This is a genomic window from Bifidobacterium callitrichidarum (genome assembly GCF_003129905.1).
Classification (GTDB): Bacteria; Actinomycetota; Actinomycetes; order Actinomycetales; family Bifidobacteriaceae; genus Bifidobacterium; species Bifidobacterium callitrichidarum.
Genome location: NZ_QFFM01000035.1, coordinates 12,424 through 27,317 on the forward strand (window position 1 = coordinate 12,424; position 14,894 = coordinate 27,317).

Sequence of the window (14,894 nt, forward strand, 5' to 3'; positions counted from 1 at the left end):
GGAAAACGGGGATTTATTCGGCCGGGACGATGGAAACGATCTTCGGGGCCTTGACAATCACCTTGCGCGGCTCCTTGCCACCGAGGCGGGAGGCCACGGCCTCGAGAGCCTGCTTCTCCAGGTCGGCCGGGTCGATGTCGACCGGCACCTCGAGCTTGGCGCGCACCTTGCCCTTGATCTGCACCACGGCGGTCACGGTGTCGTGGCCCACGTAACGCTCGTCGGCCACCGGCCACGGGGCCGCGGACAGGGATTCGGTGTGGCCGAGCTTGGACCACATCTCCTCGCAGATGTGCGGGGCGATCGGCGCGAGCATGAGGATCAGCGGCTCGACGGCGGCGCGCGGCACGGGCGTCAGGGAGGTCAGGTGATTGTTGAGCACGATGAGCTTGGCGATGGCGGTGTTCGGGCGCATGCCCTCCATCTCCTCGGTCACCTCGGCAATCGTGTTGTTGAGGAGCTTCAGGGTCTTCTCGTCCGGGGTGTCCTCGGAGACGTGCGCCTCGCCGGTGGTCTCGTCGATCACGTTGCGCCACAGACGCTGCAGGAAGCGCATGCCGCCCACCACGTTGCGCGTGTTCCACGGACGGGACTCGTCCAGCGGGCCCATGCTCATCTCGTACAGACGGAACGTGTCGGCGCCGTAGTTCTCGTACATGTAGTCCGGGGTCACGATGTTCTTGAGGGACTTGCCCATCTTGCCGAACTCGCGGTTGGCGTGCTCGCCGTTCCAGGTGAACGTCGGCTCGCCGTCGGGACCGGCCGGGCCTTCCACCACTTCGTCGGCCGGCACGTACTGGCCGCGGTCGTCGGTGTAGGCGTATGCCTGGATCATGCCCTGGTTGAACAGCTTGTGGAACGGCTCGGCGGAGTCCACGTAGCCCAGGTCGAAGAGGATCTTGTGCCAGAAACGGGAGTACAGCAGGTGCAGCACGGCATGCTCCACACCGCCGATGTACAGGTCCACGCCGCCTTCGTCACCGGAGTACTTGTTGTGGTTCGGACCCATCCAGTAGTCGAACTCGTCCTTCTCGACCATGTGGGCCGTGTCGGTCGGGTCGATGTAGCGCATGTAGTACCAGCAGGAGCCCGCCCAGTTCGGCATGGTGTTGGTGTCGCGGTAGTAGGTCTTGACGCCGTCGCCCAGGTCGAGCTCGACCTTGACCCAGTCCTCGTTGCGGCTCAGCGGGGCCTCCGGGTTGGATTCGGCGTCCATCGGGTCGAAGGTGCGCGGCTCGTAGTCCGGCACGTCCGGCAGGTTGATGGGCAGTGCGGAGTCCGGCAGCAGATGCGGGGTGCCGTCCTCGCCGTAGACGATCGGGAAAGGCTCGCCCCAGTAACGCTGGCGGGAGAACAGCCAGTCGCGCAGACGGTAGGACACGGTGCCCTTGCCGACTCCGGCGGACTCGAGCCATTCGTTCACCTTGGCGATGGCGTCGTCCACCCTGAGGCCGTTGAGGGAGAGCGCGTCGCCCTTGGCCTTGGTGGCCTCGACGGAGGAGTTGATCACGATGCCGTCATGGGAGACGAACGGGGCCTTGCCTTCGTAGTTGTCCAGGGAGTCGCCGGATTCCGGCAGCGGCTGGACGGTGTAGATGACCGGCAGACCGAACTTGACGGCGAAGTCGTAATCGCGCTGGTCGCCGCCCGGCACGGCCATGATGGCACCGGTGCCGTAGTCCATGAGCACGTAGTCGGCGGTGAACAGCGGCAGCTTGACGCCGGTGATCGGGTTGGTGGCGTACAGGCCGGTGAACAGGCCGGTCTTCTCGCCGGCCTCGTCCACACGGTCCTTGGCGGTCTTGGATTCGGCGGCCAGGCGGTAGGCCTTCACGCCTTCGGCCGGGGTGGCGTAGCCGCCCTTCCAGGCCTCCGGGGTTTCGGCCGGCCATTCGGCGGGCACGTCCTCGAGCAGGTGGTGCTCCGGGGAGACCACGGCGAAGGTGGTGCCGAACAGGGTGTCGGGACGGGTGGTGTAGATCTCCATGTCCTTGACGCCGGCCGGGGTCTCGACCGCGAAGTGCACGGAGGCGCCGTGGGATTCGCCGATCCAGTTGCGCTGCATGAGCTTGACCTTCTCGGGCCAGTTGATGCCGTCGAGGTCCTCGATGAGGCGGTGGCCGTACTTGGTGATGCGCATGGACCACTGGCGCAGCTCGCGCTGGAAGACCGGAAAGTTGCCGCGCTCGGACTTGCCTTCGGCGGTGACCTCCTCATTGGCGAGCACCGTGCCCAGGCCCGGGCACCAGTTGACCGGGGACTTGGAGATGTAGGCCAGGCGGAAGTCGTTGAGGATGTCCTGCTGCTCGGCCTCGGTGAGGTCGGCCCAGGCCTTGCCGTCGGTCTCATGGCCGGGGATGGCCTTCTCGCCGGACTCGAACCGGGCGACGAGCTCGCTGATCGGGCGGGCGGAGCCCTTGGTGCCGGACGGGTTGGTGGCGTCCTCGTCGTACCAGGATTCGTAGATGCGCGAGAAGATCCACTGGGTCCAGCGCACGTAGCCGGGGTCGATGGTGGCGAAGGTGCGGCGGTTGTCAAAGCTCAGGCCCATGCGGTGCAGCTGACGGGACATGTTGGCGATATTCGCCTCGGTGGTCACGCGCGGGTGCTGGCCGGTCTGTACGGCGTACTGCTCGGCCGGCAGGCCGAAGGCGTCGTAGCCCATGGCATGCAGCACGTTCTCGCCCTTCATGCGGTGGTAACGGCTCACCACGTCGGAGGCCAGGTAGCCCAGCGGGTGGCCCACGTGCAGGCCCTTGCCGGACGGGTAGGGGAACATGTCCATGGCGAAGTAGGCGGTGCGGCCCTCGGCGTTGCGGCCGTTGCCGTCCTTCAGATCACCGTTGACGTTGGCGGCCCAGAAGGTGCCATGCTCGTCCCAGTACTTCTGCCACTTGCTCTCGATGTCCTGCGCCAGCGCGGCGTTGTAGCGGAAGTTGGGCTCTTCGGTTTGCGTGCTCTTCTCGTTGTCACTCATAAACAAGCAAGGTAGCCGCGCAACTGGACACGCCGCACGCCTCAGTCGGACTCCGAGTCAGCATCCGAGACGATGGCTTCGGGATCGCCCACGAGGGTCGTTTCCAGCCCGGTGCGCTCCCTGAGCGTGTCCTGTGCGGCGGCCATGGAGCCGTCCTCGACCATGTCCTGGAGGGCTTCGGCGATTTTCCGGGCGAGCTGCGGGGTGCCTTTGCTCACGGCGATGCCGTAACGCACCGTGCCGCGATCCTCGAGCACGGCCATGTATTGCGGACCGTTGGCGGAGCGCAGTCCGGAAAGCACGGCCATGTCGGAGGCGATGGCGTCGGCCGAACCCACCTGCAATGCTGTGACGCATTGCGCGTAGCTGTCACGTTCCTGCAATACGGCCTTGGGATGGTTGGCGTGGAAGAGCGCGGAGGTCTCATCGCCCTTGACGGTGCAGATGGTGCGGTCGGCAAGGTCGCTTCCGATGCCGTCGGACGGGTCGCCGGTGCCGCCCGCCGTGCCGAACGTGGCGCGTTCGTTGGCTCTGACCAGCAGTCCCACGCCGGTCTCCAGGTATGGTCCGGCGAAGTCGGCCTGTTCGCGGGATTCGTCGGTCACGGGCCAGGAGGCCACCACCATGTCCACTTGGCCGTTGTCCAGCATGGAGGCGCGGTTCTCGGGGCGTACCTGTTTGAAGACGATCTGCTTGTTCGCGTATCCGAGTTCGGCGGCCACGTATTTGGCCACGGTCACGTCGAATCCTTCGTATTCGCCGTCATGCCAGGCGCCGACTGCCGGTTCGTCCGCCGCGACGCCGATGGCGATGGTCGGCCCTTCGGGGGCGCCGGACACCGTGGTCACGCGCACCTGGCCGCAGCCGGCGAGCGTCAGCGCCGAAGCGAGCGCGGAGACGGTGGCGGCAGCCGGACGCATGAACCGGCGCACCCGCCACGCGAGCCGGCGGACGGCCTGCCACCGCACGGGCGATACGGACGGTTCCGGGGGCGTAAACGCGCGACGGTCGGGAACGTGCTGCGGCATGGGCGCGTCCTATTTGAACATGCGGGAGCGGGTGAGGAACCAGGTGACCACCATGGACAGCGCCACGGAAATCAGGATGATGGCCACGAAGCCCCACGGCTTGTCGCTCAGGGGCATGCCGAGCATGCCTTCCTGGAAGTTCATGCCGTACATGGAGAAGATGAGCGTGGGGATCGACAGCGTGATGGAGATGATGGTGAAGATGCGCATCACGTTGTTCAGGTTGTTGGACACGATCGAGGCGAAGGCGTCGGTCATGTTCGCGAGAACGCCGCTGTAGATGTTGGCCATCTCGATGGCCTGCTTGTTCTCGGTGATGACGTCGTCGAGCAGGTCCTCGTCGTCCGGGTACTGCTTGATGCGTTGTAGGGTGGTGAGCTTCTCCATCACGATTTCGTTCGATTTGAGGGAGGTCGTGAAGTACACCAAGGTCTTGGAGAGCTCCATGAGCATCACGATCTCGCGGTTCTGCATGGAGTGGCGCAGCTTGAGTTCGAGCTTGTCGCTTTCGCGGTCGATGATGCGCAGGTAGCGCAGGTACATCGTGGCGTTGCGGTAGAGGATCTGCAGGATGAAGCGGGATCGCATGTATGTGTTGAAGCCGCGGATTGTGCCTTCCATGAACGGGTGGAGCACGGGCGTGTCCTGCATGCAGACGGTGATGATGAGGTTTTCGGTCACGATGATCGACAACGGGATGGTCTCGTACCAGTCGCGTCCGCCGCGTTCCTCGACGGTGGGGATGTCGACGATGATCATCGTGTAGTCGTCCTCGACGTCCACGCGAGATCGTTCCTCGTCATCCAGAGGGGCACGCAGGTCAGCCAGGTCAATGCCGGTCTGTGAGGCCACGGTGGCGAGTTCCACGTCGGTGGGTTCGCTCAGACAGAGCCAGGAACCATTCTCGGGTTTTTCGATTTGCTCCACTTGGCCGTTGATCGAGCTGAAGATTCTCAGCATGACGTTTCTCACCCGCCTTTCGCGCTTTCCAGTGTTCTATCGCTGTACGGTGTCAAACCGAGATAAGTCTAGACCCACCGGGCGAATTTGCGGTTCGGCATGGCGCGGCCGCCGGGATGGCTACCAGACGATGGGTTGCCAGTCGGGCGTGTGCGGGCCGCGCAGGTCAGCCGGCCCGTTCTCCCAATCGGCGTTGTCCGCGATGGCGGGCGCCTTGTTGTACTCCTCCAGTTCGAACAGCGGTTCGGCGATGGTTCGTCCGTTGACGGTGTGGCGCACCTTGAGCCGGCACCAGCAGGCGTTGCGCATGCCGCCGAGCGCGTTCATGCCGTCCGGGTCGAGGCCCAGCAGCGTGCCGATGGTGGCGGTGATCCACGATCCATGGCCCACGATCATCAATGTGGTGGGCGTGTCGCCTGATGCGGCGTCCATTGCGGCGATGATGTCGCGCACCGCCCGGGCGCCGCGTTCGCCCACCTGTGCGCGGCTTTCCACGCCGTATCGGGTCTCGCCTCCGGTGTGCCGCTTCCATGAGGCGTACGCCTCGGCGTCCTGCGCTTTGATTTCGGCGCGGGTCAGGCCTTCCCACCGGCCGAAGCTGCGTTCGCGCAACCGCGGGTCGAGCGTCACGTCGAGGCCCATCAGGTCGGCGAAGGCGTGGGCGGTCTGCTGGGCGCGGAACAGGTCCGAGGAGTAGACGACCATGCGTCGGGCGGCGGCGGGCGCCTCCTGCCATTGGCGTATGTCGCTGCGTTCGGCGGCCCCGGCCCCCGGTTGGGCGATGGCTTCGGGATCGGCTGCCAGGCGGCTCACCTTGGCCCAGTAGTAGTGTGAGGCGAGCGCGTACCCGGTCTGGTCGGCCTGCCATTGGCCCACGATGTCGAGCGGCACGTCGATCTGCCCTTGCAGACGGTGTTCGAGATTGTATTGCGTACGTCCGTGGCGCAGCATCATCACTTCGTCGATCATGTTCCCTGCCTTCCGGTTTGCCGGGATGGTAACGCTCGTCCCATCTCACCACGAGCCATGGAGACGAGCCCTCCCCCGCGTTCCCTACAATGGCGTACGTGGAGATTACCGAACAGACCTGGGCGTTCATCGCCGCTCACCGGAACGAGGACGTGCGCGATCTGGCACTGCATGCCAGGCGCGGGGATGGCGTTGATGTGCCGTTCGCGCTGGAGCAGATCGCCGGGTGGCAGCGAGCGTGCGTGAAACTGCCCGACTGGGCGGCGACCGAGGGGCTCGTCTTCCCGCCGCAAGTGCCGATGGAGCAGTGCTCGTCGCAGTTCACTGCGGGGTACAAGGCCCGTCTGGCCGCCCGGCTCATCGGAGACGACGGCGAACGGGCGGCCGATGGCGACGCCGTATCCCCCGCTCGCGCCGGCGACTCCCGTGACGGTTCCGCGCCGCGCCGGACCTCGCTCATCGATCTGACCGGCGGGTTCGGCGTGGACTTCTCGTATATGGCCCGCGTGTTCGACCGGGCCACCTATGTGGAGCGGCAGCCGAACCTCTGCGAGATCGCCCGTCATAATCTTCCGCTGCTCGGCCTCGCGCACGCCGATGTCGTCAACGGCGATTCCGTCGAGGTCTTGGATTCGCTGCAGCCGGCCTCGCTGATCTTCCTCGATCCGGCCCGGCGCGACGACCACGGCGCCCGCACCTATGCCATCGCCGACTGCACGCCGGACGTGCTCGCGCTCAGGGAACGGCTGCTGGCCAAGGCACCGGTGGTGATGGTCAAGCTCTCCCCCATGCTCGACTGGCATAAAACCGTGGCCGATTTCGCGGGAGCGGTGGCCGAAGTGCACATCGTCTCCACCGGCAACGAATGCAAGGAGCTGCTGCTGGTGCTCACGCGCGGCCGGTGCGATGATCCGCTGGTGGTCTGCGTCAACGACGGGCAGGAGCTGGCGTACCGGGACGGGAACGATGGGGATATTGACGGCGACGATTCCATGGTTGCGCCATCCTCGTCCGCGGCATCACGCCATTCCCCCGACGATGATGGCGACGTCGCCGCCGATCAAAGCCGCTACCTGTACGAGCCGAATGCCTCGATCATGAAGGCCGGATGCTTCGATGTGCTGACGCGACGGTTCGGCGTCACGGCCGTCGGCCCGAACAGCCACCTGTTCGTCTCGGCGGAACCGGTGGCGGGCTTCCCGGGCCGCTCGTTCCGCATCGAGGGGACGGCGACGATGAACAAGCGCGAACTGAAGCCACTGCTGGGGGGACTCACGCACGCCAACATCGCCGTGCGCAACTTCCCGATACCCGTGGCGCAGCTACGCAAAAAACTCAAGCTCAAGGACGGCGGCGACACCTACCTGTTCGCCACCACGGACCGCTCCGGACACCACATCGTACTCCGGACGGTCAAGGCCTAGGCGGCCTGTCTGGCTCCCCTCTTTGAGGGGAGCCGTCCGCGAAGCGGACTGAGGGGAGTCATAAACGCGAGGGGCCGTTCCACCGAACTCCGGCGAAACGGCCCCTCGCGTATGAATCAAATTAAATATGCCAATCAGTCCTTGGCGATGGTCTTGCCGGCGTTCGGACCGGAAGCAAGATCCTGAATCTCGGTGACCTCGAGAACCGGGATCACGGCCGGCTTCTTGGTGCCCTTCTCCTCGGCGACCTTGACCTGGGCCTCGTAGATGGCGTCGTCGGAGTGCAGGGTCACGTTGCCGCGGAAGCGGTAGCCCTTCTTCTCGGCGAGGTTGGCGAAGGCGACGACCAGCGGGGAACCGTTCTTGAGGTTCTCGTAGGCCTGGCCGGCGGTGCGCTCATGGTAGGCGATGTGCGTCTCGTCCAGCACGAACAGGGACATCTTCGGGCCGAGATCCAGCTCGCCGTCCTTGGAGATGGTGGAGACCCAGCCGAGGTTGTTCTCGATGAATTCCTTGATTTCCGGGGTGATGACTGCCATGGTGCAGATCCTTTCTTGCAACGTATTGCCGACGCTACCAGCCTAGTCGAACACCACCGCGCACGGGCCGGATGTTCGCTGTGAGTATGCTCACGTGCGCCCGCGCGTCCTACCGGTTTTTGACCGGCCGTCACCGTACCCTTGTGAGGCGAGAAACCCGAGAATCTTGAGGTGCATTATGGGATTGGCCGACCGTTTCAGCTCGTTGCGCAGCCGTTGGTCACGCTCGTTTCCGCCGAATCTCGCCCGTCTGATGCTGCTGGCCTGCGCGGCGTTGTGGGGCGGCAGCTATCTGCTGGCCAAGTTCGCCATGGAGGCGATTCCCCCGCAGTGGCTCATGGGTCTGCGCATGGTCGGCGCGTGCCTGTGCATGCTGGCCCTGTTCCACAGGCACATCGTGCCGTATCTGACGCCGAAGATCATCGTGCCGGCGCTGGTGGTAGGCCTCACGTATTGGGGCACGATGGTCACGCAGACCATCGGCCTGCAGACCATCGAACCGGGCCGTAGCGCGTTCCTGACCGCCGCCTACTGCGTGCTGACGCCGTTCGCCACCTGGATCATCTCGAAGACGCGCCCGAAGGCCATCAATCTGGTGGCCGGCGTGATCTGTCTGGTCGGCGTGGGCTTCGTCTCCCTGAAACCCGGCGGATCGCTGTCCCTGAGCACCGGCGACTGGCTGACCATCGCCACCGCCATCATCTTCTCCTTCAACCTGACGTGCCTGGGCGTGTACACCAAGCGGTTCGACCCGATCGCCGTGACGTTCGTGCAGTTCGGCGTGGCGGGCGTCCTGTTCCTGGTCGGCGCGCTGTTCACCGAGCCGATGCCGAATGCCGAATGGCTGGCACCCTCGGTGGTGGCCAGCGTGCTCTACCTGTTCCTCGGCGCCACGATGAGCGCGCAGATCATGCAGAACATCGGATTGGCGCACGTGCCGGCCTCCCAGGCCTCGATCATCATGTGCACCGAAAGCCTGTTCGCAGTCTCGTTCTCCGCGCTATTCTGGGGCGAGCGCATCATGTGGAGCTCGCTGGTGGGCTTCGCGCTGATCTTCGCGGCCGTGCTCATGTCCGTGATCAAGCCGACGAAGCACTCGCTGCACCGCAACTGACCGATCGGATGCCATCGTGCGGCGGGGCGCGGCCGGACGGCTAGTATGGAACCGCACTAATCCGCCCGTATGCGGGCATACGTATAGGCAATGTATTGAGAAGGACTGTGATGAATCTGCTTGAGGCCATGGAAGAGCGCCATGCGGTGCGCGACTACACCGACGAGCCGTTGACCGCCGACCAGATCGCCGCGCTTGAAGCCGCCATCGGCGAGGCGAACGCCGCGCACGGTCTGGATATCCAGTTGATTCACGACGTGCCGGATGCGTTCGGCGGATGCCCGACCCATTACGGACGATTCAGGAACGTGCGCAATCTCATCGCCCTGATCGGCAGGGATACGACCAACGGCGGCAAGAACGGTCTGGACGAACGCGCGGGTCATGCCGGCGAACTGCTGGCACTCACGGCCGTGACGCTCGGATTGGACACCTCCTGGGTGGTCCTGCATGAGACCGATGCACATGACGGCCGTTGGACGCTCGGCGAAGGCGGCCGCATGCCCGCGGCCATCGTGCTCGGCCATGGCACCCGTCCGGGACGCGCGCATCGCAGCAAACCCGCCGAGGAACTGGCCGCTGTGGAGCAGGGTTCATACGCCGAATCCCCCGCCTGGTTCCGTCATGGTATCGAAGCGGTGATGCTGGCTCCGAGCGCCCTGGGCAAGCAGCCGTTCCGTTTCACGCTGCTGGCCGACGGGCATACGGTGAAAGCCGAGGCGTTGGAGGGCGTGCAGGCCGAGATCGGTCTGGGCATTGCCAAGCTGCATTTCGAGCTGGCCGCCGCCGATGCCGATTTCGTGTGGGCATAAGCCCATTCACTTTGGCTCTGTTAAACCAAGATTGACATGCCCCTTATTCTTGGCTCCCCTTGTCAGGGGAGCTGTCGGCGAAGCCGACTGAGGGGTAGTCCAAGGGAATCCATGTCAATCTTGGTTTAACAGAGCCTTCATTTTTGTCATACCGATTGTGAAGGTTTTGAAGGTCTCGTGTAAGCATTCCGTTGCTTTCATCGAGCCTTCAGGAACTTTGGAGCGGAAACGTCTAGGTTCATCATTGTGAAGAAGTTTTTCCAAGGTCTTTCCCTCTCCTCGATCGTGGCAGGCACCCTTGCGGCCGTCACCTCGTTCCTGTTGTCAGCGAAGATCGGTCTCGCCGGTTCCGTGATCGGCGCGGCAATCAGTTACATCGTGTCCTCCGTGGCCACGAACATCTACAAGAACGTATTGACGGCGTCCGGCGAGAAGCTGCAGGCCGTCAGCGGCGGCGGCAATTCCGACGACGACTCCGGCTCGTCCGACGGGAAGGCGTCCGATAAGCCCGGCGAACCCGATGAATCCGCCGAGGGTGCCGACGGTTCGTCCGAATCGAGCGAAGGCGAACAACATCACGCCGATGCGGACGAATCCGCGGATGCCGACGATCAGACCCGCACGGTCTCCGGTATCGAGGCCGCCGCGCGCAAGCCGCGTGAGATCATCTCCAACCGTGAGGCCGGCCGCACCTATTCGGTGGCCGAACTGCGTCGCGCGCGCAAGCCACGCAACCCCAAGCGCATGGCCGTCATCGTCACGCTGGTCTCCGGTCTTCTGGCCGTTGCGATCAGTGCCGGCATCGTGATGCTGCTCACCCGCGGCCAGGGCACGGACAGTGTGGTGCGCGATTGGAGCACGCCGACCGTCACCACGCCGACCGATACGGACACGGACACCGACACGCAGACGAATACGCCCACCCCGCCCAGTGATTCCACGAACCAGCAGGGCACGGACAATTCCAAGGATTCCACGTCCAACGGCTCCACCGACGGCACCGATTCCTCAGAGTCGGACGGCACCGATAGTTCGACCGATTCCAATGGCACGAACTCCGGCACGAACAGCGAATCCACCGAGACGAACGGTTCGACCAACTCCGGTACCAACAGCGGCTCCACGGGCACGAACAGCGGCTCGACCGACTCGGGCACCACCGATTCCGGCACGAATTCCGGCACCACGGGATCCACCGATTCCTCGAACGGCTCCACGTCCGGCGGAACGAGTTCCGGCTCCGGCACCTCCTCGAACACCGGCAGCGACAGCGGCACCGGCATCAAATCCATCGGCTGAGACGCCACCGAAGCCAGGCCTCGGCAGTCTCACCAAGCCCGTCGGATCCAACGATCCGGCGGGCTTTTTCATTCCCCGATGTCATAGCCGCATGTGATTTGACGTGGGGCAATGAGAGACTGGAACACTATGAGCACTATCATCATGCGCACCTCCGAAGGTGACATCACCATCAACCTGTTCGACGACAAGGCCCCGAACACCGTGGCCAATTTCCTGGGCCTCGCCACCGGCGAGAAGGAGTGGGCGGACCCGTACACCGGCCAGCCCTCCCACGGCAAGTTCTACAACGGCCTGACCTTCCACCGCATCATCAAGGACTTCATGATCCAGGGCGGCTGCCCGCTCGGCACCGGCACCGGCGGCCCCGGCTACGAGTTCGACGACGAGATCGACCCGAGCCTGAAGTTCGACCGCCCGTACCTGCTGGCCATGGCGAACGCCGGCCTGCGTCGCGGCCGCGACGGCCAGATCCACGGCACCAACGGCTCCCAGTTCTTCATCACCACCGTGCCGACCCCGTGGCTGGACGGCCACCACACCATCTTCGGCGAGGTGGCTGACGATGCCTCCAAGAAGGTCGTGGACAAGCTCGAGGCCGTGGCCACCGATCCGATGGACCGTCCGCTTGAGCCGGCCGTGATCCTGTCCGTGGACGTGGCGGAGTAGGGTTCTTTTCTTCACGACGAATAGACGAAATAAGGGCTTCTGATGTCAACCATCAGAAGCCCTTATTCGTTTGGATATATCCGAGAGACGACGTGCGTCAGGTGATGCTCCCCTCAGTCGCCATAGGCGATAGCTCCCCTCGGAGAGGGGAGCCAGATTAACGGCAAGTACTTATCGACCCGCCAGTATCTCGATTACTTCATCTTCCTGAGGCGCGGTTCGGCGGATTCCTTGGCACCGGTGATGCGGTAGACGTCGAAGACGCCGTCGATCTTGCGCACGGCGGCCAGCAGCGTGTTGAGGTGCTGCGGGTCGGCCATCTCGAAGCTGAACTGGCTGGTGGCCACACGGTCGGAACCAGTGGCGATGTTGCCGGAGATGATGTTCACGCCGTGATCGGAGAGCACGCGCGTCACATCCGAAAGCAGGTTGCGGCGATCCAGCGCCTCGACCTGGATTTTGACCATGAACAGGCCCTTGGTACTTGTCCACTGGACGTCCACCACACGTTCGGGCTGCTTGGCCTTCAGATCGATCATGTTCTGACAGTCGGTGCGATGCACGGAGACACCCTGGTTGCGCGTGATGAAGCCGATGATCGAGTCCCCCGGCACCGGCATGCAGCAACGTGCCAGCTTGACCCACACGTCACCCACGCCCTTGACGGAGATGCCGGTGGAGCTGCTCGGCGACTTGCGTTCCGCGGGCTTGAGGGGCAGGACCTCCTGCTCCACCTCCTCATCCACCTCATCGGCGCCGGCATCCTTGACCAGATGCGAGATGACGTTCTGCGTGGAGATCTGGCCGTCGCCGATGGCGGCGAACACGGCGTCCGCGTTGGGGAAGTTGAGGTCGTCCGCCACGCCGACCAGCGCCTCGGGGGTCAGCAGCGAGTTGACCGGCAGGTTGCGCTTGCGCATGGCGCGGGTCAACTCGTCGCGGCCCTCTTCGATGGCCTCGGTGCGGCGTTCCTTGGAGAACCACTGACGAATCTTGTTGCGCGCCTTCGGGCTCTTGACGAAGCTCAGCCAGTCACGCGACGGGCCGGCGGTGTCCGACTTGGAGGTCAGGATCTCCACGGTGTCGCCGTTGTCGAGCGTGGTGTCGAGCGGCACGAGACGGCCGTTGACACGCGCGCCCATCGTGCGGTGGCCCACCTCGGTGTGCACGGCGTAGGCGAAGTCCACAGGCGTGGCATGGGCGGGCAGGGAGACGATCTTGCCCTTCGGGGTGAACACGTACACCTCGGCCGCGCCCAGATCCTCCTTGAGGGAACCCAGGAATTCATTGGAGTCCGGGGTTTCGGAGGTCCAATCGGCGAGCTGCTGAATCCACTTGAGGTTGTCCGCCTCGGAAAGTTCCTGGTTGCCGGAGTCGCGCTTGCGGTCGGACTTGTCCGGCGAGCTCAAAGCACGGCCGGCCTGGCCGTTCTCCTTGTACTTCCAGTGCGCGGCGATGCCGAACTCGGCACGACGGTGCATGTCCCACGTGCGGATCTGGATTTCCACGGGCTTGCCACCCGGGCCCACCACCGTGGTGTGCAGCGACTGGTACATGTTGAGCTTGGGCATGGCGATGTAGTCCTTGAACCGGCCGGGAACCGGGTTCCATCGCGCATGCACGGCGCCGAGCGCCGCATAGCAGTCCTGGATGGTGTCGACGATGATGCGCACGCCCACCAGATCGTAGATGTTGGCGAAATCGTGGCCGCGCACGATCATCTTCTGATAGATGGAGAAGTAGTCCTTCGGGCGTCCGGTCACATACGCCTTGATGTGCTGCTCGTCGAGATCCTCGTTGATTTCGGCAAGGATCTGCTTCAAGTACACGTCACGCTGGCCGGCTCGACGGGCCACCAACACCACGATCTCGTTGTAGATCTTCGGGTAGAGCACCTTGAAGCTGAGCTCTTCCAGCTCGGTCTTGATAGCGTTCATGCCGAGACGGTTGGCCAATGGCGCGTACACGTCGAGCGTCTCGCGCGCCTTCTTCTGGGCGGAGGAGGTCTTCACGTAACGCCAGGTGCGGGCGTTGTGCACACGGTCGGCGAGCTTGACCACCAGAGTACGCACGTCACGGCTCATGGCCACCACGAGCTTGCGGATGGTCTCGGCCTGCGCCGAATCGCCCACCTCCAGCTGGCTCAGCTTGGTGACACCATCCACCAGACCGGCCACGGTGTCGCCGAATTCGGCGCGGCACTGGTCGAGGGTGTAGTCGGTGTCCTCCACCGTGTCATGCAGAAGTCCCGCGGCCACCACCACCGGTCCCATGCCCAGGTCCGCGAGGATCTGGGACACGGCCAGCGGATGGATGATGTACGGCTCGCCCGACTTGCGGCGCTGCGCCGAATGCTGGATCACCGCACGACGGTACGCACGGTCGAGGATGGACAAATCCTCCCCCGGGTGATGCGCCTCACATACCTTCTTGATCGGCTCAAGCGGATTGATCGGATCTGCGCTGATCTCACAACCCAGCTTGCGGGCGGCATACTGCTCGCCATCAATCTCCGACATGCCAGTCACCTCCCTCATGTGAAGTTCATTGTAACCGCGAACCGGCGCATTGCGCGCGCGACTGTCCGCGGCCGGTCATCACCCGGCCGCACGAACCGTACCTTGCCTACGCCATGCCGTCATGCAGACACCGTGGAACGGGGTCGCCGTCCCATCCCGTGAGACTCCCGCAATCGGCGACGAATCAGGACGCGACGCCGGTCGATCCGAACCCGCGTTCGGCGCGGTCGGAGCCGGGCAGCGTCTCGGCCGGCACGAACCGGGCCTCGACGTACCGCTGGATCACCATCTGGGCAATGCGATCGCCTGCATGGAAGACGGCAGTGTGTTCGGGGTCGAGGTTGATCAGCGGCACCTTGATCTCGCCGCGGTATCCGGCATCGACGGTGCCGGGCGCGTTCAGTACGGTGACGCCCTGCTTGACGGCCAGGCCGGAGCGCGGGTGGACCAGCGCCACATAGCCCGCGGGCAGGGCGATGGCCACGCCGGTGGGCACGAGCGCCCGTTCGAATGGCTTCAGCGTTACATCGACGGTGGTGATCAGGTCGGCGCCGGCGTCGCCCGCGTGGGCGTAGTGCCGCTGG

Annotated in this window: 12 protein-coding genes; 5 read left to right on the forward strand and 7 right to left on the reverse strand. The window is 64.4% G+C overall.

Annotation, left to right across the window (positions count from 1 at the left end; translation table 11 throughout):
- Window positions 1–13 precede the first annotated feature (13 nt).
- The 4 genes from leuS to DF196_RS12160 all read right to left on the reverse strand — a co-directional run bounded on the left by leuS (window position 14) and on the right by DF196_RS12160 (window position 5,934).
- Window positions 14–2,977: a leucine--tRNA ligase gene (gene leuS, locus DF196_RS12145; protein WP_109058065.1), complete on the reverse strand. Its 2,964-nt coding sequence runs from the start codon at window positions 2,975–2,977 to the stop codon at window positions 14–16.
- Between the two features lie 41 nt (window positions 2,978–3,018).
- Window positions 3,019–3,897: a glutamate ABC transporter substrate-binding protein gene (locus DF196_RS12150; protein WP_109058078.1), complete on the reverse strand. Its 879-nt coding sequence runs from the start codon at window positions 3,895–3,897 to the stop codon at window positions 3,019–3,021.
- Window positions 3,898–4,014: 117 nt separating this feature from the next.
- Window positions 4,015–4,965: a magnesium transporter CorA family protein gene (locus DF196_RS12155; RefSeq protein ID WP_109058066.1), complete on the reverse strand. Its 951-nt coding sequence runs from the start codon at window positions 4,963–4,965 to the stop codon at window positions 4,015–4,017.
- A 120-nt stretch (window positions 4,966–5,085) separates the two neighbouring features.
- The gene (locus DF196_RS12160; RefSeq protein ID WP_109058067.1) at window positions 5,086–5,934 is read right to left on the reverse strand and encodes a histidine phosphatase family protein; all 849 of its coding nucleotides are present in this window, start codon (window positions 5,932–5,934) and stop codon (window positions 5,086–5,088) included.
- A gap of 98 nt (window positions 5,935–6,032) precedes the next feature.
- Between DF196_RS12160 and DF196_RS12165 the strand changes: the two genes are divergently transcribed.
- Window positions 6,033–7,358: a THUMP-like domain-containing protein gene (locus tag DF196_RS12165; RefSeq protein ID WP_109058079.1), complete on the forward strand. Its 1,326-nt coding sequence runs from the start codon at window positions 6,033–6,035 to the stop codon at window positions 7,356–7,358.
- 134 nt (window positions 7,359–7,492) lie between these two features.
- On the opposite strand, the gene DF196_RS12170 is transcribed toward DF196_RS12165, so the two are convergent.
- Entirely contained in the window at window positions 7,493–7,897 is a 405-nt protein-coding gene (locus DF196_RS12170; protein WP_109058068.1) for a pyridoxamine 5'-phosphate oxidase family protein, read from the reverse strand.
- 178 nt (window positions 7,898–8,075) lie between these two features.
- Here DF196_RS12170 and DF196_RS12175 point away from each other — a divergent pair, with 178 nt between their 5' ends.
- From DF196_RS12175 to DF196_RS12190, 4 genes are all read left to right on the forward strand, one after another.
- The gene (locus tag DF196_RS12175; RefSeq protein WP_109058069.1) at window positions 8,076–9,011 is read left to right on the forward strand and encodes a DMT family transporter; all 936 of its coding nucleotides are present in this window, start codon (window positions 8,076–8,078) and stop codon (window positions 9,009–9,011) included.
- Window positions 9,012–9,121: 110 nt separating this feature from the next.
- The gene (locus tag DF196_RS12180) at window positions 9,122–9,823 is read left to right on the forward strand and encodes a nitroreductase family protein (RefSeq protein ID WP_109058070.1); all 702 of its coding nucleotides are present in this window, start codon (window positions 9,122–9,124) and stop codon (window positions 9,821–9,823) included.
- Between the two features lie 246 nt (window positions 9,824–10,069).
- The gene (locus DF196_RS12185) at window positions 10,070–11,122 is read left to right on the forward strand and encodes a hypothetical protein (protein ID WP_109058071.1); all 1,053 of its coding nucleotides are present in this window, start codon (window positions 10,070–10,072) and stop codon (window positions 11,120–11,122) included.
- A gap of 129 nt (window positions 11,123–11,251) precedes the next feature.
- A complete protein-coding gene (locus DF196_RS12190) occupies window positions 11,252–11,791 on the forward strand; it encodes a peptidylprolyl isomerase (protein ID WP_109058072.1) in 540 nt (179 codons plus the stop codon).
- Window positions 11,792–11,985: 194 nt separating this feature from the next.
- On the opposite strand, the gene DF196_RS12195 is transcribed toward DF196_RS12190, so the two are convergent.
- Complete coding sequence (locus tag DF196_RS12195; protein ID WP_109058080.1) at window positions 11,986–14,310, reverse strand: RelA/SpoT family protein; 2,325 nt, start codon at window positions 14,308–14,310, stop codon at window positions 11,986–11,988.
- Between the two features lie 184 nt (window positions 14,311–14,494).
- The coding region (dut, locus tag DF196_RS12200; protein ID WP_109058073.1) for a dUTP diphosphatase at window positions 14,495–14,894 on the reverse strand (400 nt) is incomplete at its 5' end.